The sequence below is a fragment of the Campylobacter sp. P0103 genome (assembly GCF_002139545.1).
Lineage (GTDB): Bacteria > Campylobacterota > Campylobacteria > Campylobacterales > Campylobacteraceae > Campylobacter > Campylobacter devanensis.
Map to the genome: position 1 here is coordinate 398,739 of NZ_MJKG01000001.1, position 22,731 is coordinate 421,469.

The 22,731-nt window shown below is 33.2% G+C and carries 20 protein-coding genes, 1 tRNA gene and 1 pseudogene; 9 read left to right on the forward strand and 13 right to left on the reverse strand.

The window, feature by feature from the left end; genetic code table 11:
• Positions 1–489: 489 nt before the first annotated feature.
• From CIGNP103_RS02045 to CIGNP103_RS02060, 4 genes are all read right to left on the reverse strand, one after another.
• Complete coding sequence (locus CIGNP103_RS02045) at positions 490–717, reverse strand: hypothetical protein (protein ID WP_086224115.1); 228 nt, start codon at positions 715–717, stop codon at positions 490–492.
• Between the two features lie 54 nt (positions 718–771).
• Entirely contained in the window at positions 772–1,413 is a 642-nt protein-coding gene (locus CIGNP103_RS02050; RefSeq protein WP_086224114.1) for a methionine ABC transporter permease, read from the reverse strand.
• Positions 1,410–2,378 (reverse strand): methionine ABC transporter ATP-binding protein, encoded by a 969-nt coding sequence (locus CIGNP103_RS02055; RefSeq protein ID WP_086268503.1) that lies wholly within the window; start codon positions 2,376–2,378, stop codon positions 1,410–1,412. Before CIGNP103_RS02055 ends, CIGNP103_RS02050 begins: the two co-directional genes overlap by 4 nt.
• Positions 2,379–2,447: 69 nt before the next feature.
• Positions 2,448–5,198 carry a valine--tRNA ligase gene (locus CIGNP103_RS02060; protein WP_086268504.1) on the reverse strand — a complete coding sequence of 917 codons (2,751 nt, stop codon included), beginning with the start codon at positions 5,196–5,198 and terminating at the stop codon, positions 2,448–2,450.
• 135 nt (positions 5,199–5,333) lie between these two features.
• Between CIGNP103_RS02060 and fumC the strand changes: the two genes are divergently transcribed.
• The gene (gene fumC, locus CIGNP103_RS02065) at positions 5,334–6,731 is read left to right on the forward strand and encodes a class II fumarate hydratase (protein ID WP_086232413.1); all 1,398 of its coding nucleotides are present in this window, start codon (positions 5,334–5,336) and stop codon (positions 6,729–6,731) included.
• 218 nt (positions 6,732–6,949) lie between these two features.
• Here fumC and thiD read toward each other — a convergent pair whose 3' ends face one another.
• Positions 6,950–7,732 carry a bifunctional hydroxymethylpyrimidine kinase/phosphomethylpyrimidine kinase gene (thiD, locus tag CIGNP103_RS02070; protein ID WP_086268505.1) on the reverse strand — a complete coding sequence of 261 codons (783 nt, stop codon included), beginning with the start codon at positions 7,730–7,732 and terminating at the stop codon, positions 6,950–6,952.
• A gap of 79 nt (positions 7,733–7,811) precedes the next feature.
• Between thiD and CIGNP103_RS02075 the strand changes: the two genes are divergently transcribed.
• The 8 genes from CIGNP103_RS02075 to CIGNP103_RS02110 all read left to right on the forward strand — a co-directional run bounded on the left by CIGNP103_RS02075 (position 7,812) and on the right by CIGNP103_RS02110 (position 14,565).
• Positions 7,812–8,585 (forward strand): MetQ/NlpA family ABC transporter substrate-binding protein, encoded by a 774-nt coding sequence (locus CIGNP103_RS02075; protein ID WP_086268506.1) that lies wholly within the window; start codon positions 7,812–7,814, stop codon positions 8,583–8,585.
• Between the two features lie 79 nt (positions 8,586–8,664).
• Positions 8,665–8,856, forward strand: coding sequence for a 50S ribosomal protein L28 (gene rpmB / locus CIGNP103_RS02080; protein ID WP_086224106.1), 192 nt, complete (start codon positions 8,665–8,667; stop codon positions 8,854–8,856).
• A 20-nt stretch (positions 8,857–8,876) separates the two neighbouring features.
• Entirely contained in the window at positions 8,877–10,007 is a 1,131-nt protein-coding gene (locus CIGNP103_RS02085; RefSeq protein ID WP_086226492.1) for a potassium channel family protein, read from the forward strand.
• Positions 10,000–11,187, forward strand: coding sequence for a bifunctional glutamate N-acetyltransferase/amino-acid acetyltransferase ArgJ (gene argJ, locus CIGNP103_RS02090; RefSeq protein ID WP_086252569.1), 1,188 nt, complete (start codon positions 10,000–10,002; stop codon positions 11,185–11,187). The genes CIGNP103_RS02085 and argJ overlap by 8 nt, the downstream gene beginning before the upstream one ends.
• Positions 11,188–11,249: 62 nt before the next feature.
• Positions 11,250–11,480 (forward strand): YdcH family protein, encoded by a 231-nt coding sequence (locus CIGNP103_RS02095; protein WP_086224103.1) that lies wholly within the window; start codon positions 11,250–11,252, stop codon positions 11,478–11,480.
• Positions 11,481–11,692: 212 nt separating this feature from the next.
• The gene (locus tag CIGNP103_RS08350; RefSeq protein WP_086241133.1) at positions 11,693–12,787 is read left to right on the forward strand and encodes a methyl-accepting chemotaxis protein; all 1,095 of its coding nucleotides are present in this window, start codon (positions 11,693–11,695) and stop codon (positions 12,785–12,787) included.
• An 85-nt stretch (positions 12,788–12,872) separates the two neighbouring features.
• Positions 12,873–13,466, forward strand: coding sequence for a hypothetical protein (locus CIGNP103_RS02105; protein ID WP_086238574.1), 594 nt, complete (start codon positions 12,873–12,875; stop codon positions 13,464–13,466).
• 10 nt (positions 13,467–13,476) lie between these two features.
• Positions 13,477–14,565 carry a CinA family protein gene (locus CIGNP103_RS02110; protein ID WP_086227786.1) on the forward strand — a complete coding sequence of 363 codons (1,089 nt, stop codon included), beginning with the start codon at positions 13,477–13,479 and terminating at the stop codon, positions 14,563–14,565.
• A gap of 2 nt (positions 14,566–14,567) precedes the next feature.
• Here CIGNP103_RS02110 and hemH read toward each other — a convergent pair whose 3' ends face one another.
• The 8 genes and pseudogenes from hemH to CIGNP103_RS02150 all read right to left on the reverse strand — a co-directional run.
• Positions 14,568–15,503 carry a ferrochelatase gene (gene hemH, locus CIGNP103_RS02115; RefSeq protein WP_086241132.1) on the reverse strand — a complete coding sequence of 312 codons (936 nt, stop codon included), beginning with the start codon at positions 15,501–15,503 and terminating at the stop codon, positions 14,568–14,570.
• 54 nt (positions 15,504–15,557) lie between these two features.
• Entirely contained in the window at positions 15,558–17,570 is a 2,013-nt protein-coding gene (locus tag CIGNP103_RS02120) for a hypothetical protein (protein WP_086268507.1), read from the reverse strand.
• A gap of 154 nt (positions 17,571–17,724) precedes the next feature.
• Positions 17,725–17,809, reverse strand: a tRNA-Leu gene (locus CIGNP103_RS02125).
• 40 nt (positions 17,810–17,849) lie between these two features.
• Positions 17,850–18,152: a F0F1 ATP synthase subunit C gene (locus CIGNP103_RS02130; protein WP_086224097.1), complete on the reverse strand. Its 303-nt coding sequence runs from the start codon at positions 18,150–18,152 to the stop codon at positions 17,850–17,852.
• Between the two features lie 99 nt (positions 18,153–18,251).
• A complete protein-coding gene (gene ciaB, locus CIGNP103_RS02135; RefSeq protein WP_086252565.1) occupies positions 18,252–20,063 on the reverse strand; it encodes an invasion protein CiaB in 1,812 nt (603 codons plus the stop codon).
• Positions 20,064–20,100: 37 nt separating this feature from the next.
• A complete protein-coding gene (locus CIGNP103_RS02140; RefSeq protein WP_086252564.1) occupies positions 20,101–20,463 on the reverse strand; it encodes a GtrA family protein in 363 nt (120 codons plus the stop codon).
• Positions 20,460–21,896 (reverse strand): DUF6056 family protein, encoded by a 1,437-nt coding sequence (locus tag CIGNP103_RS02145; RefSeq protein ID WP_086252563.1) that lies wholly within the window; start codon positions 21,894–21,896, stop codon positions 20,460–20,462. Before CIGNP103_RS02145 ends, CIGNP103_RS02140 begins: the two co-directional genes overlap by 4 nt.
• Positions 21,880–22,647: pseudogene (locus tag CIGNP103_RS02150) on the reverse strand (glycosyltransferase); the annotation flags it as partial. The gene CIGNP103_RS02145 and the pseudogene CIGNP103_RS02150, both read right to left, overlap by 17 nt.
• Positions 22,648–22,731 lie beyond the last annotated feature (84 nt).

Genomic DNA, 22,731 nt, shown 5'->3' on the forward strand with positions numbered 1-22,731 from the left:
CTTTACCTGTTATTTTACTATCATTTAACTTAATAAATTTGATAAATCAAAATTAAATTTTAATTTTAAAGTTAAATTAATACAAATGGGCTAAAATCGGCTATTTTGCTACAAATTTAGGACTAAATAGGCAGTTTTTATTGCAAATTTAAAAAACAAAAAGTTAATAATACAAACTTTATCCCAGTTAAATTGAAGTATTAAATTCACTATTTAAATTTTATATATTAATAAAATTAACAATACATATGCATAAGATCATTGGTACTGTTATAATTATTAGGCTATTTTCATCACATTTGTAAGACTGCATAAAACAAAAAACAAATCACTGTAAATATCTAAAGCCAAATATTATTAATTTCATACTTACTAAACATAGGTCATCAAAATTATTATTATAATTAGCACACATAAATCTAAAAAATAATATAAAAGAAAGTTATTTAAAAATTAAAGAGAGCATAACCCTCTTTAATTTGGATAAATTCAAGCATAAATATCTAGCTTGCCAAGCTTTAAAGCCTCATTTTGAATAAATTGTGTAGGATTAGTTATTCTTGTAGGTGCTTCTATGTTTGGAGTTTGCATATTGATATCTGCTGTTTGACCAAACAGTTTTGCCATCATATTTTGTTCGACATCGATTGACTTTTTTAGCACCATTGTGCTAGCTACTAAACTAGCCTCTGCACTTCCACTCATACCTGCTAACATTTTTAACTCCTTAAAATTTAGTTATAAGTATAATCGACTAAAATATAAATTTTATTATTTTTTGGTGATTTTATATAAAAAATTTCCGCTACTTTGGATTATTTGAACCATTACTATCAAGATAATTACCGTATATGCCATAATATCTGGGCGAAATCTTTGAAATCCATATCTCATAGCTACATCGCCAAGGCCACCACCGCCAACGGCGCCCGCCATAGCGGTAAATCCGATCACAACTATAAGCGTAAGTGTGATAGCATTTATAATGCTTGGCAACGCTTCTATAAATATAACCTTAAATATTATCTGCGTTTTGGTGGCTCCATAGCTTAATGCTGCTTCTATAATGCTACTATCTACTTCATTCATCGCATTTTCGATTAATCTAGCGATAAATGGCGCTGAGCCGATAGTGAGCGGGACTATGGCTGCTGTCGTGCCAATACTGGTACCAACTATAAATTTAGTTAATGGAAACAAGACAATTATAAGAATTATAAATGGAAAGCTTCTAAGTGTATTGACTGCGATATCTAGAGTATTATAAATAGCTCTATTTGGTTTTAGGCCGTTTTTAGAGGTTATAACTAAGATTATAGCCAGTCCAAGCCCTATAATAAAAGCCAAAAGCGTAGATACAAAAGCCATATATAAGGTATCAATCGTGGCTTCAAAAAGCAATTTTGATATCATTTACTCTCCTTTATAATCTCATATAGAGCGCCTGAATTTTTGATGAATTCTTCTACTTTAAGCTCATATTTTGGTTCTACATTTATAACCAAGCTACCAAGAACGCTACCACCTAGCTTTTCTAATTTTCCCCAAACTATGTTAAAATCAATATCAAGCTCTCTAGCCATATTGGTTATAATACTATGCATCGCTACATTTGGCGGGAAAAATATCTTAATATTTACGCCAGTACCTGGCAAAATCTCCTCTTCGCCAAGGAATTTTTTCATATTTTCATTTGGATTTAAAAATAGCTCAACAATACTTCCAGAGTTGGTTATAACTCCACCTTCAAGCAAGATAGCTCTATTTGCTATGCTTTTTACCACATCCATCTCGTGAGTAACAATAACTATAGTAATACCTAAAGTTTGATTGATTTTAGCAAGCAAAGATAGAATTTGCTTTGTAGTATTTGGGTCTAGTGCGCTAGTAGCCTCATCGCTTAGTAGGATTTTTGGTTTTAGTGCTAAGGCTCTGGCTATGGCTACTCTTTGTTTTTGACCACCACTTAACTGGCTTGGATAGCTATTTGCTTTTGATTCTAGGCCGACTAGTTTTAGCAACTCCTCAACCCTATCTTTAATATCATTTTTATTCCACTTCCACATAACTAATGGCATAGCAACATTTTCAAATACGGTCTTTCTGCTCATTAAGGCAAAGTGTTGAAAGATCATACCTATATCTTTTCTTAACTCTCTTAGACCTTGCTCATTTAATTGCGAAATTTCTTTATCAAATACTTTTAGACTGCCATCTTGATAATCTTCCAGCCCATTAATGCAGCGTAAAAGCGTGCTTTTTCCAGCTCCGCTGTGACCAACAATAGCAAAAATTTCACCAGGCTTTATCTCACAACTAACATCATTTATAGTAAGATGTTTATCATAATATTTTTTTAGGTTTTTTATACATATCAACTCTTATCCTTTTGGCCTACATTTTTGAAATTTATATCATTATACTTTATAGATTTTGCCAAATTTTATTTATGTTAAATTGCCTAATTCGTTTGTTACTTTTGCTAATTTATCTTTAGCAGCCGCTAGGCCATCTTTATTGGTTTGTAGCACGGCCTGTGGAGCATTTGCTACGAATTTTTCATTGCTAAGCATATTTTCAAGTTTAGCTATCTCTTTTTCAAGCTTTGATTTTTGTGAGTTTAGTCGTGCTATAATGGCAGTCGTATCCACACCAGCAAGCGGTATAAAGCTCTCTAAATTCTCGCTCACATCTCTAGCAGAATTAGGGATAATATTTTTTGTTATCTCTACATTTTCACATTTAGCAAGTAGTTTGATAAAGTTTAGGTAGCTAGCGATATCAAGATTGCTATTTAACTTTATAAAGGCTTTTGAGATTTTGGCGTTGCCTTGGTCTATCGTCGATTTAGCACGGCGAATGCTTATTATGGCTTCGATTATTAGCTCAAATTTGGATATGATAGCTTCATCTATTTTGCTAGCTTTTGGGTATTTAGAGATCATTATGGAGGTAGAATTTTCTAAATTTGTGCCACTTAATTCGTGATATAGATACTCGCTGATAAAAGGCATAAATGGGCTTAGTAATTTCATACTCTCTTTGAAAATAGAGCCAAGCTCGCTAATTGCGCTTTTATCGGCTTTTGATAGCTCAATCCCCCAATCACAAAATTCATCCCATAGGAATTTATACACCCTATCTGCTGCGTCATTAAATCTATAGCTATCAAGTGCTTTTCTTGTTTCGTTTATAGCGATTTTAAAGCGATTTAGTATATATTTGCCAAGTTCTGTATGCACGGCATTTTCATCAAGATCGCTGAATTTATCTACATTCATACGCAAGAATTTAGTAGCGTTATATAATTTGTTGGTGAAATTTCGGCTTAAAACCATCTGCTCATCGCTCATTCTGACATCACGACCTTGAGCGCATAAGATAGTTAGCGTAAAGCGAAGTATATCGGCTGAATACTCATCGATCATATCTAGTGGGTCTATTATATTTCCACTTGACTTGCTCATCTTTTTGCCATCTTTGTCTTTGACAAGAGCGTGTAAATATATATCTTTAAAAGGTAGCTCTCCTAAGGCGTTGTTGCTTTGAAACATCATTCTAGCCACCCAGAAAAATAGTATATCAAATCCAGTAATTAGCATGGAATTTGGATAAAATTCGCTTAAATCACTCTCAAGCCACTTCTCATTTTTCAGCGCATTACCATTTCCCCAGCCAAGTGTGCTAAAAGGCCAAAGCCCACTAGAAAACCAAGTATCAAGCACATCGGGGTCTTGGGTGAATTTATCTCCACCACATTTTGGGCATTTGAGTGGTTTTTCATTCTCATCAGCCCACTCATGGCCACACTCGCAGTAAAATACTGGAATTCGATGCCCCCACCATAATTGACGGCTTATACACCAATCTTTTAACTCTCTCATCCAAGCATTAAAGCTATTTATCCAATGTGATGGGTAGAATTTTGCTCCGCCTTCATTTACACTTTTGATAGCTTCATCGGCGATTTCAGATTTTACAAACCATTGCTTGCTGATATAAGGCTCTACCACATTTTTACAGCGGTAGCAGTAGCCTACTTGATTTTCATAGTCTTCGATTTTTTCTACAAAGCCCTTGCTCTCTAGCTCGGCTACTACCATATCTCTAGCTTCAAGTCTTTCTAAGCCTTTGAATTTAGCACAATAATCATTTAAAATTCCCTTTTCATCAAAGATTGTTATAAACTCCAAATTATGCCTATTTCCTACTTCATAGTCGTTTGTATCGTGCGCCGGAGTTACTTTGACTACGCCAGTACCAAAGCTCATATCTACATGCTCATCAGCGATGATTTTTATTTTTCGCCCAAGCAAAGGCAACTCAACAAACTTGCCTATTAAATCCTTATATCTTTCATCATTTGGATTTACCATTACAGCAGTATCACCAAAGTATGTCTCAGGTCTAGTAGTAGCCACCACGATATAGGGACGCTTGTTCGCATCTTTAGCGGAGCTTGAATTTTGCTCGCTTGATGAATTATTTATTCTATCTGCACTCGCAAAATTCTGCGCAACCCCCAAATCTGCTTGGCAATCGCCACCTATCTGGCTATGGTTTGAAGAGCTATTTTCACATAAAAAATATCTCAAATGATATAATTTGCCTTTATTTGCCTTATGCTCGACTTCTACATCGCTTAAAGCGCCATCGTGCGTACACCAATTTACCATATAATTTCCACGGATTATAAGCCCTTTATTATACAAGCTTACAAAGGCTTTTCTCACAGCGTTTTTAAGCCCTTCATCCATAGTAAATCTCTCTCTACTCCAAGCAGGCGTTATCCCAAGGCGACGCATTTGATAGACGATTTGACCGCCGCTTTTTTCTTTCCATTCCCAGGTTTTTTTAAGGAATTCTTCTCTGCCGATTTGCTCTTTTGTAATCCCACTAGCTAGAAGTTGCTTTTCAACTACATTTTGAGTAGCTATCCCAGCGTGGTCAAGTCCTGGCTGCCAAAGGGTTTTATAGCCATCCATCCTTTTGTATCTTGTAATTATATCTTGTAAAGTAAAGGTAAGCGCATGCCCTATATGTAGGACTCCTGTGACATTTGGCGGTGGCATCATGATACAAAAAGTTTTATTATCTTCTTGAATATTTTTATTCCCATCAATCTCGAAATATCCACGCTCTTCGCAGATTTTATAAAATTTCTCTTCTATTGTTTTTGGATCATAAAATTCAGCCATTTTTTGCCTTTAGTGAAAGATAAAAATGTGCGATTTTAGCTAAATTTATATAAATAAATAATAAAATTTATGAAGCTATAAGCCATTTTAATGGATAATAGCAACTTTAAAATTTTAAATTATGAAAGGATTAATATGGATTTTCGCATTGAAAAAGACACAATGGGCGAGATCAAGGTGCCTAATGACAAGTATTGGGGAGCTCAAACTGAGAGAAGTTTAGAAAATTTCAAAATCGGCAAAGGCACAATGCCAAGCGAGGTTATAGAGGGTTTTGCCTATCTTAAAAAGGCTTGCGCTATCGTAAATAACAAACTTGGCCGCTTAGATGATGCTAAAACAAAGGCTATTTCTCAAGCTTGCGATGAGGTACTAGCCGGTAAATTAGATGGTAATTTCCCGCTTGTAGTATGGCAAACAGGTAGCGGAACTCAATCAAATATGAATTTAAACGAAGTTATCGCTAACCGCTCTACTGAGATTTTGGGTGAGGATTTTAGAAGTAAAAAGCTAATTCATCCAAATGATGATGTAAATAAAGGTCAAAGCTCAAATGATACTTATCCTACAGCTATGAGAATTGCTTTTGTTTTAGAACTTCAAAAACAGCTTTTCCCAGCTATTGATAAGCTTTTGGCTACACTTGAAGCAAAGAGCAAAGAGTTTGCTAATATTGTTAAAATAGGTAGAACTCACTTACAAGATGCTACACCTTTAACCTTAGGTCAAGAGTTTAGCGGATATGCTCACATGTTAAAAGCTAGTAAAGATCAAATTCTAGCTACTATTCCATTTTTAGAAGAGCTTGCTATTGGCGGAACAGCGGTGGGAACAGGGCTAAATAGCCATCCAGACTTTAGTCCTATGGTGAGTGAAGTTTTAAATGAGATAACTAAAACTGAGTTTAAATTTAAATCTCATCCAAATAAATTTCACGGCCTTACAAGCCATGATGCTGAAGTATTTTTAAGCGGTGCTTTAAATGGTCTTGGGGCAAATTTAATGAAAATCGCAAATGATATCAGATGGTTAGCAAGTGGCCCAAGATGCGGTATTGGCGAGATAAATATCCCTGAAAACGAGCCAGGAAGCTCTATTATGCCAGGTAAAGTCAATCCTACTCAATGTGAAGCCGTAACAATGGTAGCAGTCCAAGTAGCAGGCAATCATGTAAGTGTAGCAATGGGCGCATCTCAAGGTAATTTTGAGTTAAATGTATTTAAGCCTGTAATTGCTCACAATATTTTAGAGAGCATTAGATTGCTAAGCGATTCTATGGTTAGCTTTAATGACCATTGCGCTATTGGAATCACCGCAAATGAAGCTAAAATCGATAAACTTCTTCACGAAAGCCTTATGCTTGTAACTGCCCTAAATCCACATATTGGATATGAAAATGCTGCTAAAATAGCTAAAACAGCTCACAAAAATGGCACAACCTTAAAAGAAGAAGCTATAAATTTAGGTCTTTTGACAGCTGCTCAGTTTGATGAGTGGGTAAAACCTGAAGATATGACCGCTCCTAAGAAATAGAGGTGAATTTAATTTTGCAATGACATAAAATTAGTTATGAATTTACTACCATATATGTCATTGCAAGGAAGTTGCTTGCAACTTCCAAACAGATCTTTTAAATTTATTTTAATTCATAAAGCAGCAATCAATACAAAGTAATCCTAAGTAAAAATACCATCTATTAAAATTAACTCTAAAAGATTTAAAGAAGATGTAAAAATCTATATTTAAATTTACTACAAGTTCCAACAATGATTAATTGGCCCATTTCCATGACCAATAACCAGACCGCTTTTGAGTGCGTTTGTTACATACTCTTTAGCATTTTTTACTGATTGATTAATACTTAACCCACTAGCGATATTACACGCAATAGCAGAAGATAGAGTGCAACCTGTACCATGAGTATTATTAGTATCTACTTTAGGAACACAAAATTGGCTAAATTCGCCATTTTCATAGAGCAAATCAACTGCAGCATCTTCTCTTAAATGACCACCCTTTATTAATACGCTTTTGCAGCCATAATTACTAATTTTAATAGCTGCAGCTTTCATATCATCCATATTGTTTATCTCCATACCGCTTAATGCACTTGCTTCAGGTAAATTTGGCGTTACTACACTTGCAAGATTAAAAAGCTCTTTAGTATAAACTTCTAGAGCACTCTCATCCATTAATCTTCCTCCAGTTGTTGCCACCATCACAGGGTCTAAAATTATATTTGTACAGTTATATTTTTTAAGCATTTTAGCAACTGAACGCATAATATCTGCATTTGAGAGCATTCCTAATTTTATTGCATCTGGAGTTATATCACTTAAAACTGAATCTATTTGTGTCTCTACAAACTCAGGCGAACAGTTTAAAACTCCACTAACTGCTGTAGTATTTTGTGCAGTTAGCGAGACTATTACTGCCATTGCGTAGTGCTTATGAGCTGTAATTGTTTTTATATCAGCTTGAATCCCTGCCCCGCCTGATGGATCTGAACCTGCTATAGATAGTACTTTTTTCATATTTTTCCTTTATATTAACTGAAATTTATAATCAGTTTTGTATAATAGCAAGTCAAATTTAACATTTAAGGATAAAACAATGAAAAAACTACTAGCTTTAAGCCTTGTTGCTGCAAGCCTTGTAAGCTCTGCATTTGCTACAACTCTAAAAGTTGGCGCCACTCCGGTTCCTCACGCTGAAATACTTGAATTTATAGCTCCAGAGTTGAAAAAATCAGGTATAAATTTGGAGATAAAAGTATTTAACGACTATGTAATCCCAAATATTGCAGTTGAAGATGGTGATTTAGATGCTAATTTTTTCCAGCATATACCATATTTAAATGAATTTAATAAAAATAAAGGCACTCACCTAGTAAAAACTATAGGTGTCCATTTAGAACCAATGGGTGTTTATAGTAAAAAAATTAAATCTTTAAGCGAGTTAAAAAATGGTGCAATAGTAAGCATTCCAAATGACCCTACAAACGAAAGCCGTGCGCTTGATGTACTAGTATCTGCTAAATTAATAGAAGTTGATACAAATGTAAAGCTACGCACTCCTTTAGATATTACTAAAAACCCTAAAAATCTCAAATTTAAAGAGATAGAAGCAGCTACTTTGCCACGTACTTTAGATGATGTAGATATCGCCGTGATAAATACAAATTTCGCTATGAATGCAAACCTAAACCCTACAAAAGATGCTCTAGTAATCGAATCTAAAGAGAGTCCATATGTAAATATTGTAGTTGTAAAAGATGGAAATCAAAATAAAGATGGTATAAAAGCTCTTAATAAAGCATTGCAAACTCAAGCTATTAAGGATTTCATAACTGAAAAATATAAAGGCTCTATAGTTCCAGCTTTCTAATTTAAATTCATTTTTAAGCTAATTTTGGGGTTATTTTAGATATAATTAACCCCAAATTTTTATAAATTAAGGATATAAAATGTCAAAAAGATGTGCAATTACAGGCAAAGGCCCTATGGTTGGAAACAATGTAAGCCACGCTAACAACAGAACAAAAAGAAGATTTATGCCAAACCTTCGCACAGTGCGTGTAACATTAGAAGATGGAACAACTAGAAAAATCAGAGTTGCAGCTTCTACATTAAGAACAATGAAAAAACAATCAAAATAACCATTTAAAAAGAGGAATTTATGTCTTTGATTAAAAAGATTAAAAAGTTCCTCCACTGGACCGATGAGTCCAAACCCGAATATGATCTAAATACTGAACTTTATCAACAGTTAAAAGCCTTCCGACTTCCATTAATATTTGTCGTACTAATGATGTTATTTGGTACATTAGGATATATGATTACTAGCGGTTTTACACTAATAGATGCGATATATCAAGCCGGAATGACATTTACAACTGTTGGATTTACCGAAGTCTCACAAATCACTACCACTGGACGTCTTTTTACCATCGTTTTTATACTTATAGGATTTTGTTTGTTTACATTTTCTATGGGTCTTGTTATCGAGATTATTAAAAAAGGTGTCTTAACTAGGATTTTAAAGGAAAGAAGCATGATATATAAGATCGCAAGACTTAAAAATCACTTCGTAATCTGCTATCATAATCTCTATACTATCGAGCTTTCAAGGCAATTTAGAGAAAACCACATTCCATTTGTAGTTATTGATAGCAGAGAAGATTTAGCTCAAATAGCTGAAACATATAAATATCCATACTATATAATAGATGAACCTCATACCCAATCAGCTATCTTAAAATCACACCTCTCTAGCGCTAAAGGCCTAATCACTCTAAGCCCGCACATAGCCGATAATATCGCCCTTATTGCTACAGTTAGATTATACGAAAAAGAGCTTGGTAGAATTAAACCATATTTTATTATGACTAACTCAGATAATGATAATGACACCCAAAAGCTAATAAAACTAGGCGCAGACTCAGTAGTAAGCCCATCAAAGCTAGTCGCTCAAAGAATCTCAGCTATGAGCGTACGCCCTGATATGGAAAACATTCTAGAGCAATTTTTATACAAAAAAGATTCTCCTATAGATATGGAGGAAATTAGAGTCCCAGAGGCTTCATGGATGAGATTTAAAAGAATAAAAGAGACTCATTTAAGAAAACTTACAAATGCTGATATCGTCGGTATCACAGACCAAAATGGTAAGTTCAATCCAATGCCAAATGGCGATACTTTAATTGGCACTAGCTCAAAGCTATTAGTAATTGGAACTGCTGAGAGCATCAGAGCAACAAAACGGCTAATTTTTAGCAAATACAAACCAGAGGAGCTAAAATATGTTTAACCTAATCAGTCTTAAAAACGGCCTTGAAAATGTAGATGGATTTTTCTTTGGTGGCGTTAGCACTGGGCTTAAACCAAATGGTGATAACGACCTTGGATTTATCAGAGCCGATGAGCCATTTATGCTTTCAGCTAAATTTACATCAAATAAATTTCAAGCTGCACCTATTGTCCATTTTAAACGTTATGAAAAAGGATTTAAATCAAATTTCTTACTACTAAATTCAAAAAATGCCAATGCAATGACAGGGCAAAGCGGCGTAGATGATATTGATGAACTTTTTAAGATTTTAAATCAAAAAACCCCGCTAATAAATCCAATTATGAGCTCTACTGGAGTGATTGGATATAGATTAAATCAAGAAAAAATCAGATCTGGATTTGATAAATTTGATCTTAATCAAAAAAGCAGTGACTCTGTAGCAAGGGCAATTATGACTACTGATAGCTTTAAAAAAGAGATAGCTTTTAAAGTTGAGCTTGAAAATGGCAAAAGCTTTAATATTGCAGCCATTTGCAAAGGCGCAGGTATGATAAATCCAGCATTTGCTACTATGCTTTGCTTTATTCTTACTGATGCAGCTATACCGCAAAGCGATATGGATGAACTACTAAAAGAGACGACAAAATATAGCTTTGATGCTGTAAGCGTAGATGGAGATACTAGTACTAATGATACACTAATGCTACTTAGTTCAGGCAAAAGTGGCGTATATGATAAAGAAGCGTTTAAATTCGCACTTGATAAGATCACATTAGAAATGGCTCTAAATTTAGTCAAAGATGGTGAAGGAAGCACCAAAGTTGTCGCCTTTGAAGTAAAAGGTGCTGCTAGCGATGATGAAGCCAGCAAAGCAGCTAAGGCACTCTCAAATTCGCTTTTAGTCAAAACAGCTATTTTTGGAGAGGATCCAAACTGGGGTAGGATAGCCTCCACGATCGGCGCTAGCGGCATAGAATGCGATAGCACTAAATTAGCTATATACTATGATGATGTACTAGTATATGATAAAGATCACCCTGAGCTAGATGAAGCAAGAGAGCAAAAAGCGCACACAGTAATGAAAAAGGATAGTTATCGTATCATTTGTGATTTAGGTATTGCAAATGGTAAATTTACTGCATATGGATGCGATCTAGGGCATACTTATGTTAAAATCAATGCCGATTATAGATCATAATTGGCTTGGTTTAAGTATCTTTTTTGTATAATGTCGAGATTTTAAATTTAAAAGGAGTATAAATGCTACACGAATATAGAGATTTAATCACAGAATTAAAAGGCAAAAATGCACATTTTGATGCTGTATTTAACAAACACAATGAACTAGACCAAAGAATTCTAGATGCAGAAGAAGGTCGTGAACATATGGATCAATTTGAGTTAGAAACTCTTAAAAAAGAGAAATTAAGACTAAAAGATGAAGCTTACCATATCTTAATGGAATATAAAAAATCTAAAGCAAATAGCTAAGTAAATTTGGGCTTTTTGCCCAAATTTACTTCGATTGACAATCATTAATAAAAAATATACTTTATCAGTTTATTATAATAATAATTCTTTTTTATATTTTATCGAAATTTAAATATTTTTGTTATACAATACACTATAACCCTAATAGCTCTATAATTAAATAGCTTATGGCTTTAACAAGTTTAAAGAGTTAAAAAATTAAAAGGAAAAATATGTTTGGTTCAAAAAAAATCGCTCAATATGAAGAACAAATCGTCGCTCTAAAAAAAGAGTTAGAGGCTACAAATGCAGAAAATAGCAAGCTTCGAGCTGAGTTACAAGGGCTTATGGCTTCTCAAACCAATCTAAAACAGTGCGAAATAATAACCGAAATAGCTAAAAGTATGATTGAAGGCGTAAAAGCAAATTCAAGAAATATCCAATCAGGTATAGAGAAAAATCTGGAGCTATCTCGTGCATCTATAGATAAAATTGATTTCAATCTAAATAACATTGCCGAATTAAGCCATTCTAGCAACAAATTGATAGATTCTCTAAATGAGATCACAAGCTCAAGCAACAAAACTCGCACAGCAGCTGAAAACCTACATAAAAGTGTTGATGAGATTACAAATGTTATAAATCTAATCAAAGATATTTCAGATCAAACAAACCTTCTAGCGCTAAATGCTGCTATTGAGGCGGCTCGTGCTGGTGAGCATGGTCGTGGATTTGCTGTTGTTGCTGATGAGGTTAGGAAACTAGCTGAAAGAACTCAAAAAGCAACTGCAGAAGTAGAGATGAATATCAATCTACTAAAACAAAATGCTAGCGATATGTTTGCTCAAAGTGAAGAAGTTGAGACTATCTCAATTGAGTCAAATAAACATATCGAGGGCTTTATTAATAAATTTGAACTATTAGTAAATAATACTAAAGATATAGAACATAACGCAAAACTTATCTCTTATGATATCTTTACAAGCCTTGTTAAGATCGATCATATGCTATTTAAAACAAATGGCTATAATCAAATTTACACTAAAAACTTCGAACAGATGCCAGACCATACAATGTGCCGTCTTGGTAAATGGTGTGAAGATAGTGGTAAAGCTATATTTGGTGATACTGCTGAGTTTAATCAAATTCTTGAACCGCATAGTATGGTGCATAAATATGTCAATTCTGCAATCGACCTTGCAAGTAAAGATTTCTTAAATAACTCTCCAGTAATCATTAAAGAATTTACAACTTCTGAAGAATATTCTATTAGATTGTTTGAAATATTTGATTCGATGGTGCTTGCTAAAGCAAAATCGATGCAATAAACCTGAGAGCTTTGGCTCTCACTCTACTCTTTTAATCAAAATCAAATTTAAAACTTGGTAAAATTACAAAAATTAAGGATCAAATTTGAGGCTAATTATTTTAGTTTCTTTGCTTTGCTTGATGCTAAATGGTTTTGAGGCTGCACAGAAGAATACTCCAGTCAATCTAGCATCAAAGCTATCAAAAGGCTCATTTGATATTCAAACTTGTAAGCTACTAACATCACATTATAAAGAGCTTCATGGTAATACCCAGATTTTAAATAGTATTGATTTAATCAATATAGAAGCGATTAAATTTGACCACTGGACAACTAGGGATTTTAGTATAAATATATTTCAAGCTGTAAATACTCATACAAAAAATTATAGCTTTTATGGTATTTATACTGCATCACATGATTTAAATTTAGATATTTTTAAACTAACAAACTCCCTAAATACCACCTATGATGACTCGCTTGATGTTCCAACAGCCTATATGCACTCTACAAACCTTAGTGCTAAACTGCTTAAAAACACAAAAATCGGAGCTATGCTTTATCAAGATGAGACCAAGCAGTATAATACAAGCTACTATATAAATACTAAAATTTATAAGAATTTATATCTAGATTTGTCATTTTATAATACTCAAAGTACAAATAGTTTTTATACTAAATTTACACTTAATTACTAAAGGCTTAAATATGAAAAATTTAATCATAATCCTGGGCGAGGATTTGCAGATAAATCGCCCATTTTTAGACTATTTTTTTACATCTTATAAAGAAAAATTTGGTGCTCTTGCTTCAGTTTATTACATTCAAAACAATGATAAGGAACTACCATTTTATATAGAAAATTTTACCAAAGAGTATGATAATATTACTATTTGTGCTAATGAAAATGGATTTAATACGCTTAGTAAGATTTTAGCTACACTTACAACTGATACGATTGAGCTTAAATTTGAAACACTTATGCCATCTCAAGTGATTAAATTTAGTAAAAATAGTTTTTTAATATCCCTAAATAACTCTCAAATAAATTTAATCAAAGCCGAACCAATCAAAGAACTACCTGAGATTTTAACTCAAGATGACCAACAATCTAAAATCTTTCATATTATCGATATTGACAAAGAGAGCGCACAAATTTTACTTGAGCCACTCACTGCTAGCTATAATGTAAATATTACTCTAACTACAATAATTGATGGCCTAACCAAGGTCAAAGTTAGCACTAGTAGATATGGACATATCGATAGCTTCATTGATAGCGTTGCTAATTTATTTATTGGTAAAATAATTCCAGCTGATGATATTATCAAATTTACAGCTAAAAAGCTAATTCAAAATGATAAAAAGATAACCTTTGCAGAATCTTGTACCGCAGGAATGTGTGCTGCAGCACTTGGCAATATACCAGGCGTGAGCGTAGCCTTTAGTGGTTCGCTAGTAACATACTCTAATGAGATTAAAAATAGCTGGATAGGTGTTGATAAAGATATTTTAGATAGTTTTGGCGCTGTTAGCGCACAGTGTGCTGAGGCTATGGCTAGCGGAGCGCTAGGATTAGGAGTAGCTGATTATGCTATAGCTATTAGCGGAATAGCTGGCCCAGATGGCGGAAGCACGCAAAAGCCAGTAGGTACAGTATTTATAGCAGTTGCATCTGCAAATAATGTAGCCTCACTAAGACTGCTTTTAAGTGGCGATCGCAACTATATAAGAACACAAAGCGTTCTACACGCCTTTACTTTACTACTTCGCCAATATCCTGAACTTTGTAAATAGAGCTAAATGACGCTTTTGGCGATGAATTGAGCAAATTCATCGCTATCATTTGGTGCTTTTACCACCTTATAAAACTCAAATTTATTCTCATCAGCAATATGCTTATACTCAATCGCTAGCTCAAAATCAGTCTCGGAATTATCAATACAAAAGCTAATTGGATATATTAATGCTTTTTTACTTGGTAAATTTGGAAGTACTTCGCTTAAATTTGGTCCTAGCCACTTTACTGGCCCAAGACGAGATTGATAGGCTAAACTTATGCTATTAAACTCTAATTTAGCAATATTTAATTTGGATTTTAAAATCTCTAAATGATCTTTTAGATGACGCTCATATAAATCGCCTTTATCAATTACTTTTTGTGGAAGAGAGTGAGCTGAAAATATCAAATCAATCTGCCTAGCATTAGTATCTCCAAGGCTTTTAATAATATCAGCAATAATAATATCATTAAATTTATCATTATTATAAAAATAATCTATAATACTTATTTTAGCGCCAATTTCGAGCTCATCTATAGCCTTTTTAGCAGAGTCTAAGCTTGATGTAATTGTAGTAACTGAATGATGAGGATATAGTGGAAAAAGTATTATTTCATCAGCGTCTTTATATTTTGCAAGAGTATCAGACGCAAATGGCGGTGTATAGTTCATAGCATAATCAAAGATTAGATTATCAAAGCCAAATTTGGTATTTAGTTTAGCTACCAAAGAGCGTGTTATATCGCCTAAAGCGGACTTTCCGCCTAGTTGAATATAGTTTTGAGTGGCTGGCTTTAATCTCATCATTGTTATAATCCACGCTACAAAAGCTCTTAAATATCTATTTTTAATTCCTAAAATATATGGATCATTAAACATATTAGTTAAAAATACCCTAACTTGACTTAGATTATCTACTCCGCCCATATTTAGCAGTATAACTACTCTTTTCATTTTTTACCTTTTGGCTAAATTTGACTAATTGTATTTAAAAAAACTTAATATTTTCTACCACTCAATAGTATAATTATAGCGGATATTTTGACCATTTTGTATCCCCATCACCTCGCCAAAATCCCCCACGCCTACCCAAGAGCTATCCTTAAACAACCTCACCCAAACAAAATCACTCCCATAAAAATGAGTATTTCTAATCTCAAATTCGCTCTTTTGCTCGTTATTAATCTCAATTTCCATCACGCCATCAATCACATCGCTAGAATTTAGAGTAGAATTAAATTTCACAATATCTTTTGAAGCATTAAAATTTTTAAAGACAAAATAATCCCTTAACTCAGATACCCCACTCATATTTTCATCCAAAACCGGACTATACTCACTACTATTTTTAGCTATATTTTGACACTCATTATCACAAAAAATAGCGAAATATATCTTAGCAATATATGGATAATTCACCGCTTGACTAAGCTTATCCCCATAAGCCTTAGCATAGTATAAATAGCTATAATCTTGCGATAAATTTGGCTTTTGAGTTAAATTCAAATCAATATCGCTTGATATAATTTTATATGGATTTTGCGGTTTTTCTCGTGGCAAAGATACCTTCAACCAAGCTTTAGCGATACCATTTTTAAAGCTATTTTTGCTAACTGTATAGCTATTTTCACTACTTTTATATATGTGATCATCATTTGGCTCACTTAAAGCGTGTAAAGATAGCCTACTAGAATTACCAAAGCTCACATCATCACCATAACATCCAGCGCTAAAAAGCTTAGCTACGCTATTATCGCTTAGGCGAACCTGAAATTCCAAATTCGCACTAACACCCATAAAATCACTATATTGACTAAGGCTTAAATTCTCATCCATAACCCCAAATAATCCAAATTTAGAGCCAAAAATAGTATTTGTATGAACGATTTTATCATAGTCAAAATATGCGATATCCTTAGAAATTCCAGCATCGCAACCTATCAAACCAAGCTCATTTGGATCATTTGTAAAGCTATTTATCAAGCAACCTCGATGAATTTTATCGCTATTTTGCCTATCTATAAACTCAATCCTAGCTACACCAATATCAGGATAGACAAATCCATCTTTATCCGTGCTAATCACCCCTACCCCATCTTTAAACTCAATAGTCTCAGATGAGAGATTTGCCACGCAATTTTCCAAGATATGGCCTATAAAATCACCGCTATAATGGCCATTATATCCAGTTACTACATTACCATTATAGTCCAAGGCTATAAGCTTAAAATCTCTATATTTCACTCCGCCTTTTGGATTTTGTGGGATATTTTCTAGCTTAAATTTAGCCACTCGAGCATTAAATTTAGATGATTGAATCTGCTTTGAGTTGGCTTTTTGGTCTTTGTATTTGGCTATGAGATATAAATTTTTATAATCTATCGTTGGCAAATTTGGAATCATAAGTGGGATTTTACCACCGCTAAAAGTGTTAGATTGATAAATTTTATATCTATTATTAAGCCAAATTTCAAAATCACTCACAACGCTAGTAGTCTGAAATTCCACTTCAAACTCTCGCTCTATAATCTGTGTATAAATTTCACCGAAACTCTCATAACTATTTGAGTTTTGACTTGGGCTTAGCATATTTAGTGCTATTTCAGACTCAAACTCATAATCGCTTAGCCCTATATCAGCCACACCAAAGGTTATTAAGAGATTTTCTCCACTTTTTAATATAATATCTTGAGATTTATAGCCATCATTTTGATAAGTATTATTACAAATAAGATGGCTATTTTGGATGGAATTTGAGATTTTATAATCAAATTTCGCCATTGTAGCACTAGTGAAACTCACGCTAACTAAGGTATCAAATTGCGCCGTTATCGATATCGCAACTTGCTTATTTGATTTGATTTTGCTAGTTTTGATTTTATAGTGCTCTTGTATATTTTGATTTACAATGCTCTTATCTCCAAGACTTATCCCATCACGCTCTAAACTCACAACACTAGATATATCGCAGTCTGCCACCAAAGAAACTACCAAAAATATAAGTAAAAATAGAGCTCTCATAACCATCCTAATATCTAAAATTATATTCAAAAATACTAAATTTAACTTATAATAATTAAATTTTTAAGCTTTTCAATAATTATGAGAATTTAAGTAGCGTTATTTATAAATATTATTTAAAAATTTTTTAAGATTTATCTAAACCTAATAAAAATGGTGCGATCAGCGAGACTTGAACTCGCACACCGTAGCGGCACTACCCCCTCAAGATAGCGTGTCTACCATTCCACCATGATCGCAAAAGTGAATTTTCAAAAAGCCCCAAAACGGGGCTAAAGATTAACCTAAAAATGGGTTAGCATAAAGTGCGATAAGAGCGATAACAAGTGCGTAAATAACTTGTGCTTCGATCATCGCAAGAGCGATAAACATTGTAGTAAGTAGTTTGCCGCCAAGACCTGGGTTTCTAGCTGTACCTAAGATAGTAGCAGCAGCAGTATGACCCATACCGATAGCACCACCAAGAGCAGCCACACCAAGACCGATACCAGCAGCTACAACTGAAAATGCTTTAATCTGTTCGCCATCAGCACCAAATGCTAAGCCTGTTAAAGCCACAAGAAGAAAAAGAATCTTTTTCATAGTAGTTCCTTAAAAAAATATTGTTTGAATTAGTTCGGATAAATTCCCTACTTAGAATTCAAAACGCAAGATTATACATAATTTTCTTTTAATTTTTCATTAATTTTGCCACTTTTGCCACTCACCACTCTCGTCAATTTCATTGCCGATCATCTCATATCTATTATAATAATATTTCACAAAATTCGCCACCTCAGCATCATTTGACAGGTAAATTTCTCCATCAAAATATGCAAATTTAGCCAAAAATTCACTAGCATTTATCTTTTTGGTATAGTAACTCGCTAAATCGATATAATTTTCCAAAGTTAAGCTTTTGAATTTCTCATAACTTTGCTGATTAAAGCTTAATTTTAATCTCTTTTCATCAAACCTAAGCACCCCAGCCCTAAATAGCAGCGTCAAATGTATCAAACCCTCACAATAATACGCCCTAGTCTCAACCACCTTTTGCCACGCTATTAACCCTACACTTCGCTTAATAAGCTCAGCAAAAACAGGTAAAATTAGCTCATTTTTTTCATGTAAAAAGAAATTAACTAGCCCACCCGTTGTGGCCTTATACTCTTCTATAAATTTAAATTCCCCGCCAATATTCATCAAATTTTCGCTATCACTATCCATAAATAATATATGCCCAAACTCATGCCCGATTGTGGAAATTTCATAAACTTGCTTCCAAATTTTCTCATTATTAAACAAAATTTCACGACCATAATCTAAAAATTCTTTATCAAAAATCTCACTTGCTAACTTCATAAAAGGCTTAGCCTTAGAGCTTTGATAGACAAAATCCACAAAAGCAAAAATCTTCTTACCGCACTCGCCACTTACTATCTCATCATTTGGAACCACTTGAGCCGAAAAAAGCCCATTAAATTCCGCTCCATAATAGAGCATAGGAGCGCATATATAAAGCTGAGTTTTATCGATATTAGAATGGACTAAACTAGCCATATTTGAGTTTTTAGGCTCTATTTGAGAGTAAATTTGATCAAAGCTATCTTTTATCTGATTTTTCAATTCACCCTCATCAATCCCACTTTGATCGCTCAATCTCACATCCCACTCTAAGGCCACAGCGTGAGTATAAGCATCTTCATAATACTCCAAAGGATGGCCGATCTGTATAGCCGAGCGGGTTTGCATCCAGGCTCTCTCAGCATCTTGCCATTTTGATATTACTCTATCATTTTCACACTCACTAAAAGCAAGTTTCAAAGCCTTAAAATACTCTATATATGCCATATCTTGATCGCTTTTGGCTAGAGATTTTAGCGAATTTATAGAGTTTTGAAATTCACTCACCACCGCTGCGCACTCACTAGGAAATGCTAGGATATAAGGGGTCATTTTATATCCATCTATATCTTTTATCACAGCGCCATAAACTCTATCGCATTTTAGACCATCGCTAAGCTGATACAATTCATTATCATTGATAAATTTCATAGCTTGAGCTATATTATCAAATTTAGTTTCAAACTCATCATTTATCCCTTCTATTATATGGCGTTGCCAGACTTTATGCATATTTGTAATCACGATCCCAACTCTATGCACACTCCATAAAAGCTCCATTTCAAATTCGCTCAAAAGCCCTTCTTGGCTCACAAGATTAAGCATTTTAGCAAATCTATCTATATAAAATTTGCTTACAAAATCATATAAATTCGCATTAACTTCTCTAATTTGGTCTTTATCTAAGCCCAATCTCTTTAACTCATTTTCTACACTTGTGGTTCTAAGCGAGACTATTCTATCTGTTATAGCTATTTTAGTTTGGCTGTTATTTGCTAAATTTGCTATCTTTAATCCTTGTAAAATTATAGGATTATCCATATCTTTATACAGCTGATTTAACTCATTTTTAAAGGATTTTGATATCTCATTTAATCTTTTGTAGCTCATATTTGACCTTGTGTTGTATTTAAAAAGCAAATTATATCTATTTTAAAAAAACAAAATATCTACAAAGTATAAATCCGCTAATAGTATATATCGCACCAGCTAGGCATTGAGCCAGATAGACATCTATATCATATGCCCTATAACTTATAGCCAAAAATCCCAAATTTAAACAATAAGCAATCCCCATATAAATGAGAAATTTCAATGCTTTTGTAGCTGTTATTTTGGATTTAAATGTAAATTTGCTATTTAAAAAATATGATAAACAAATCCCAATCACATAACCTAAAAAATTTGCTATCTCAGCAATAAGGCCAAAATATGTCAAAGCAAGCACACTCCCAAGCCCAACAAAAGTATTTGCTATACCAACTAAACCATAGATGATAATCTCTCTCATTTTATATAAATACTCTGTATATCATAATGTTTCGCTACTACTTGATTTATCCAGTGTTTTGGATCCTCTTGTAAATTCTCAAAATCTATAAATTTTTTTGAGTGATAAATCAAATTTTTTGGTATTACTATATCGTTTTTACCGGTTGCTTTTTGAGTTATAATCTCTTTAATAATCGCTTTTTGGCTTAAATTTGTCTTATAAGTATGATAGCTAAGCAATGCTACACTACAAATAAACAAAGGAAAACTTATAATAATAATTTTTTTACTATAAGTGTTGTATAGCTCTTTAACTATTAAAATGATAATAGCCATCAAAACTATATCTCTTACTACGCTAGTCCGTTTAGGCACACCATCTATTAGCCCAAAAAGCACAAATCCCATAAAAATCCAAAGCGAAAATAGAGCGATATAAACATAATAAAATTTATCTTTGATAGCTAAATTTCTCATCATCCATAGCAATAAAGCAAAAACCAAAGCAGCGCAAATATGCTTTGTAAAAACAGTAGCAATACCAATAGATAAAATAGCTATAATCCAATGATAATATTTAAATTTACCATTTTTTAACACATAAAATATAGAAAAAAGTATAATAAAAATAAGAAATATATCTGAATAATTATGATTTAAAGCTTGATTTAGCGTGAGGATTTTATCTAAAAATGATAAATCAAAAAACTCACCCAAACTCATAAAATTAGTAATTTCTACCCGTTTATTGCTTCCAGGTGATAAATATAGTGTTACCCAGCCAACCACAAAACCAAAAAATCCCCAAATTTGCCAAAGAGGTAATGATATTTTATGATATATCGCATAAATAAAGCTAATTATAATAACAAAAATAATCATAACTCCGATAAATTCACTCGCCATACCAGCCAAAAATGCTAAAAATCCAAAACCAAAATAGGCTAAATTTATCCATAAATTATGGCTACTTTTTTGCGTGTGATTATAAATTTGACCCCAAAACAATCTATAAGGAATACAAAATATAAAAATCAAAGTAACTCCCCATAGATAATTCGCACTTCCAGCAGCCCATAAAAATATCGAACCAAAATATCCAAAAAATCCCAAAATAGCAAACCAAAAAGCAAGCAAAGCTACATCGATTTTATCCTTTATAACCCCTCCAAATAAAAGCACAAATCCAAAAAAGAAAAAAGCCACACCTACAAATGCGTTAATAATATCAAAAATAGGACTAAAGACGAATTTAGCCAAATATCCAGAAAACAAAATTTCACCAATTCTAGCGTTCCAATTAAAATAAGTTGATAAAAAATTGCCATTTAAAGCACTTTGATACAAGGCATAATCATCTGCTTGAGCCGGATAGAGTAAATTTAAAAATAGCAAAATGATAAATAAACCACCAAAAATAGATAAATTTAAATATTTAATGTTGCTTATCATTCATATCCTTTAAAATATAATTTGGGCGATTTTTCACCTGTTCATAAATCCTAGCTATATACTCTCCAATAATTCCTAAAACAATCAAAATAACACCACTAAAAAATATAATCACACACATCAAAGATGGATATCCTCTAACAGCATTTCCATATATCAAAGTATCAATAACCAAAACAATCATATAGATAAAAGCGCCAAAACTAGCTATAAAACCTAAGATAAAAGCTAGTCTAAGCGGCATAGTAGAAAAGCTAATCAACCCTTCAATTCCGTATTTAAAAAGCTTCCAAAAACTCCATCCACTACTTCCGCCGTTTCTAGGGATATAGCTGTATTCTAAGTAAATTTTAGAAAACCCAACCCATTCAAATATCGCTTTAGAAAATCTATGATACTCGCCAAGGCTCAAAATCGCTTCAACCACCTCTTTACTCATCAAGCAAAAATCCCTAACGCCACTTTGGATAGAAATTTCACTCATCAAACGGCTAATTTTATAAAACATATCGCTAAAAAAGGCTCTAATCTTGCTCTCGCCTTTTCTATCTATCCGCCTAACGCACACCATATCTATATTTTGCGTTATATATTTTTGATACATTATAGGGATTAATTCTACTGGGTCTTGCAGATCAGCATCGATTAATATAGTAGCCTTAGCATTACTAGCTCGAAGTCCAGCTAAGATCGCAGCTTCTTTACCAAAATTTCTTGAAAAATTTAGAATTTTAACCCTATTATCTTTTAATGCTAATTTTTTAAAATCTCTAAAGTATTATCCGTGTTACCATCATTTATAAATATAAATTCGCAATTAATTTGCTTAGAATTT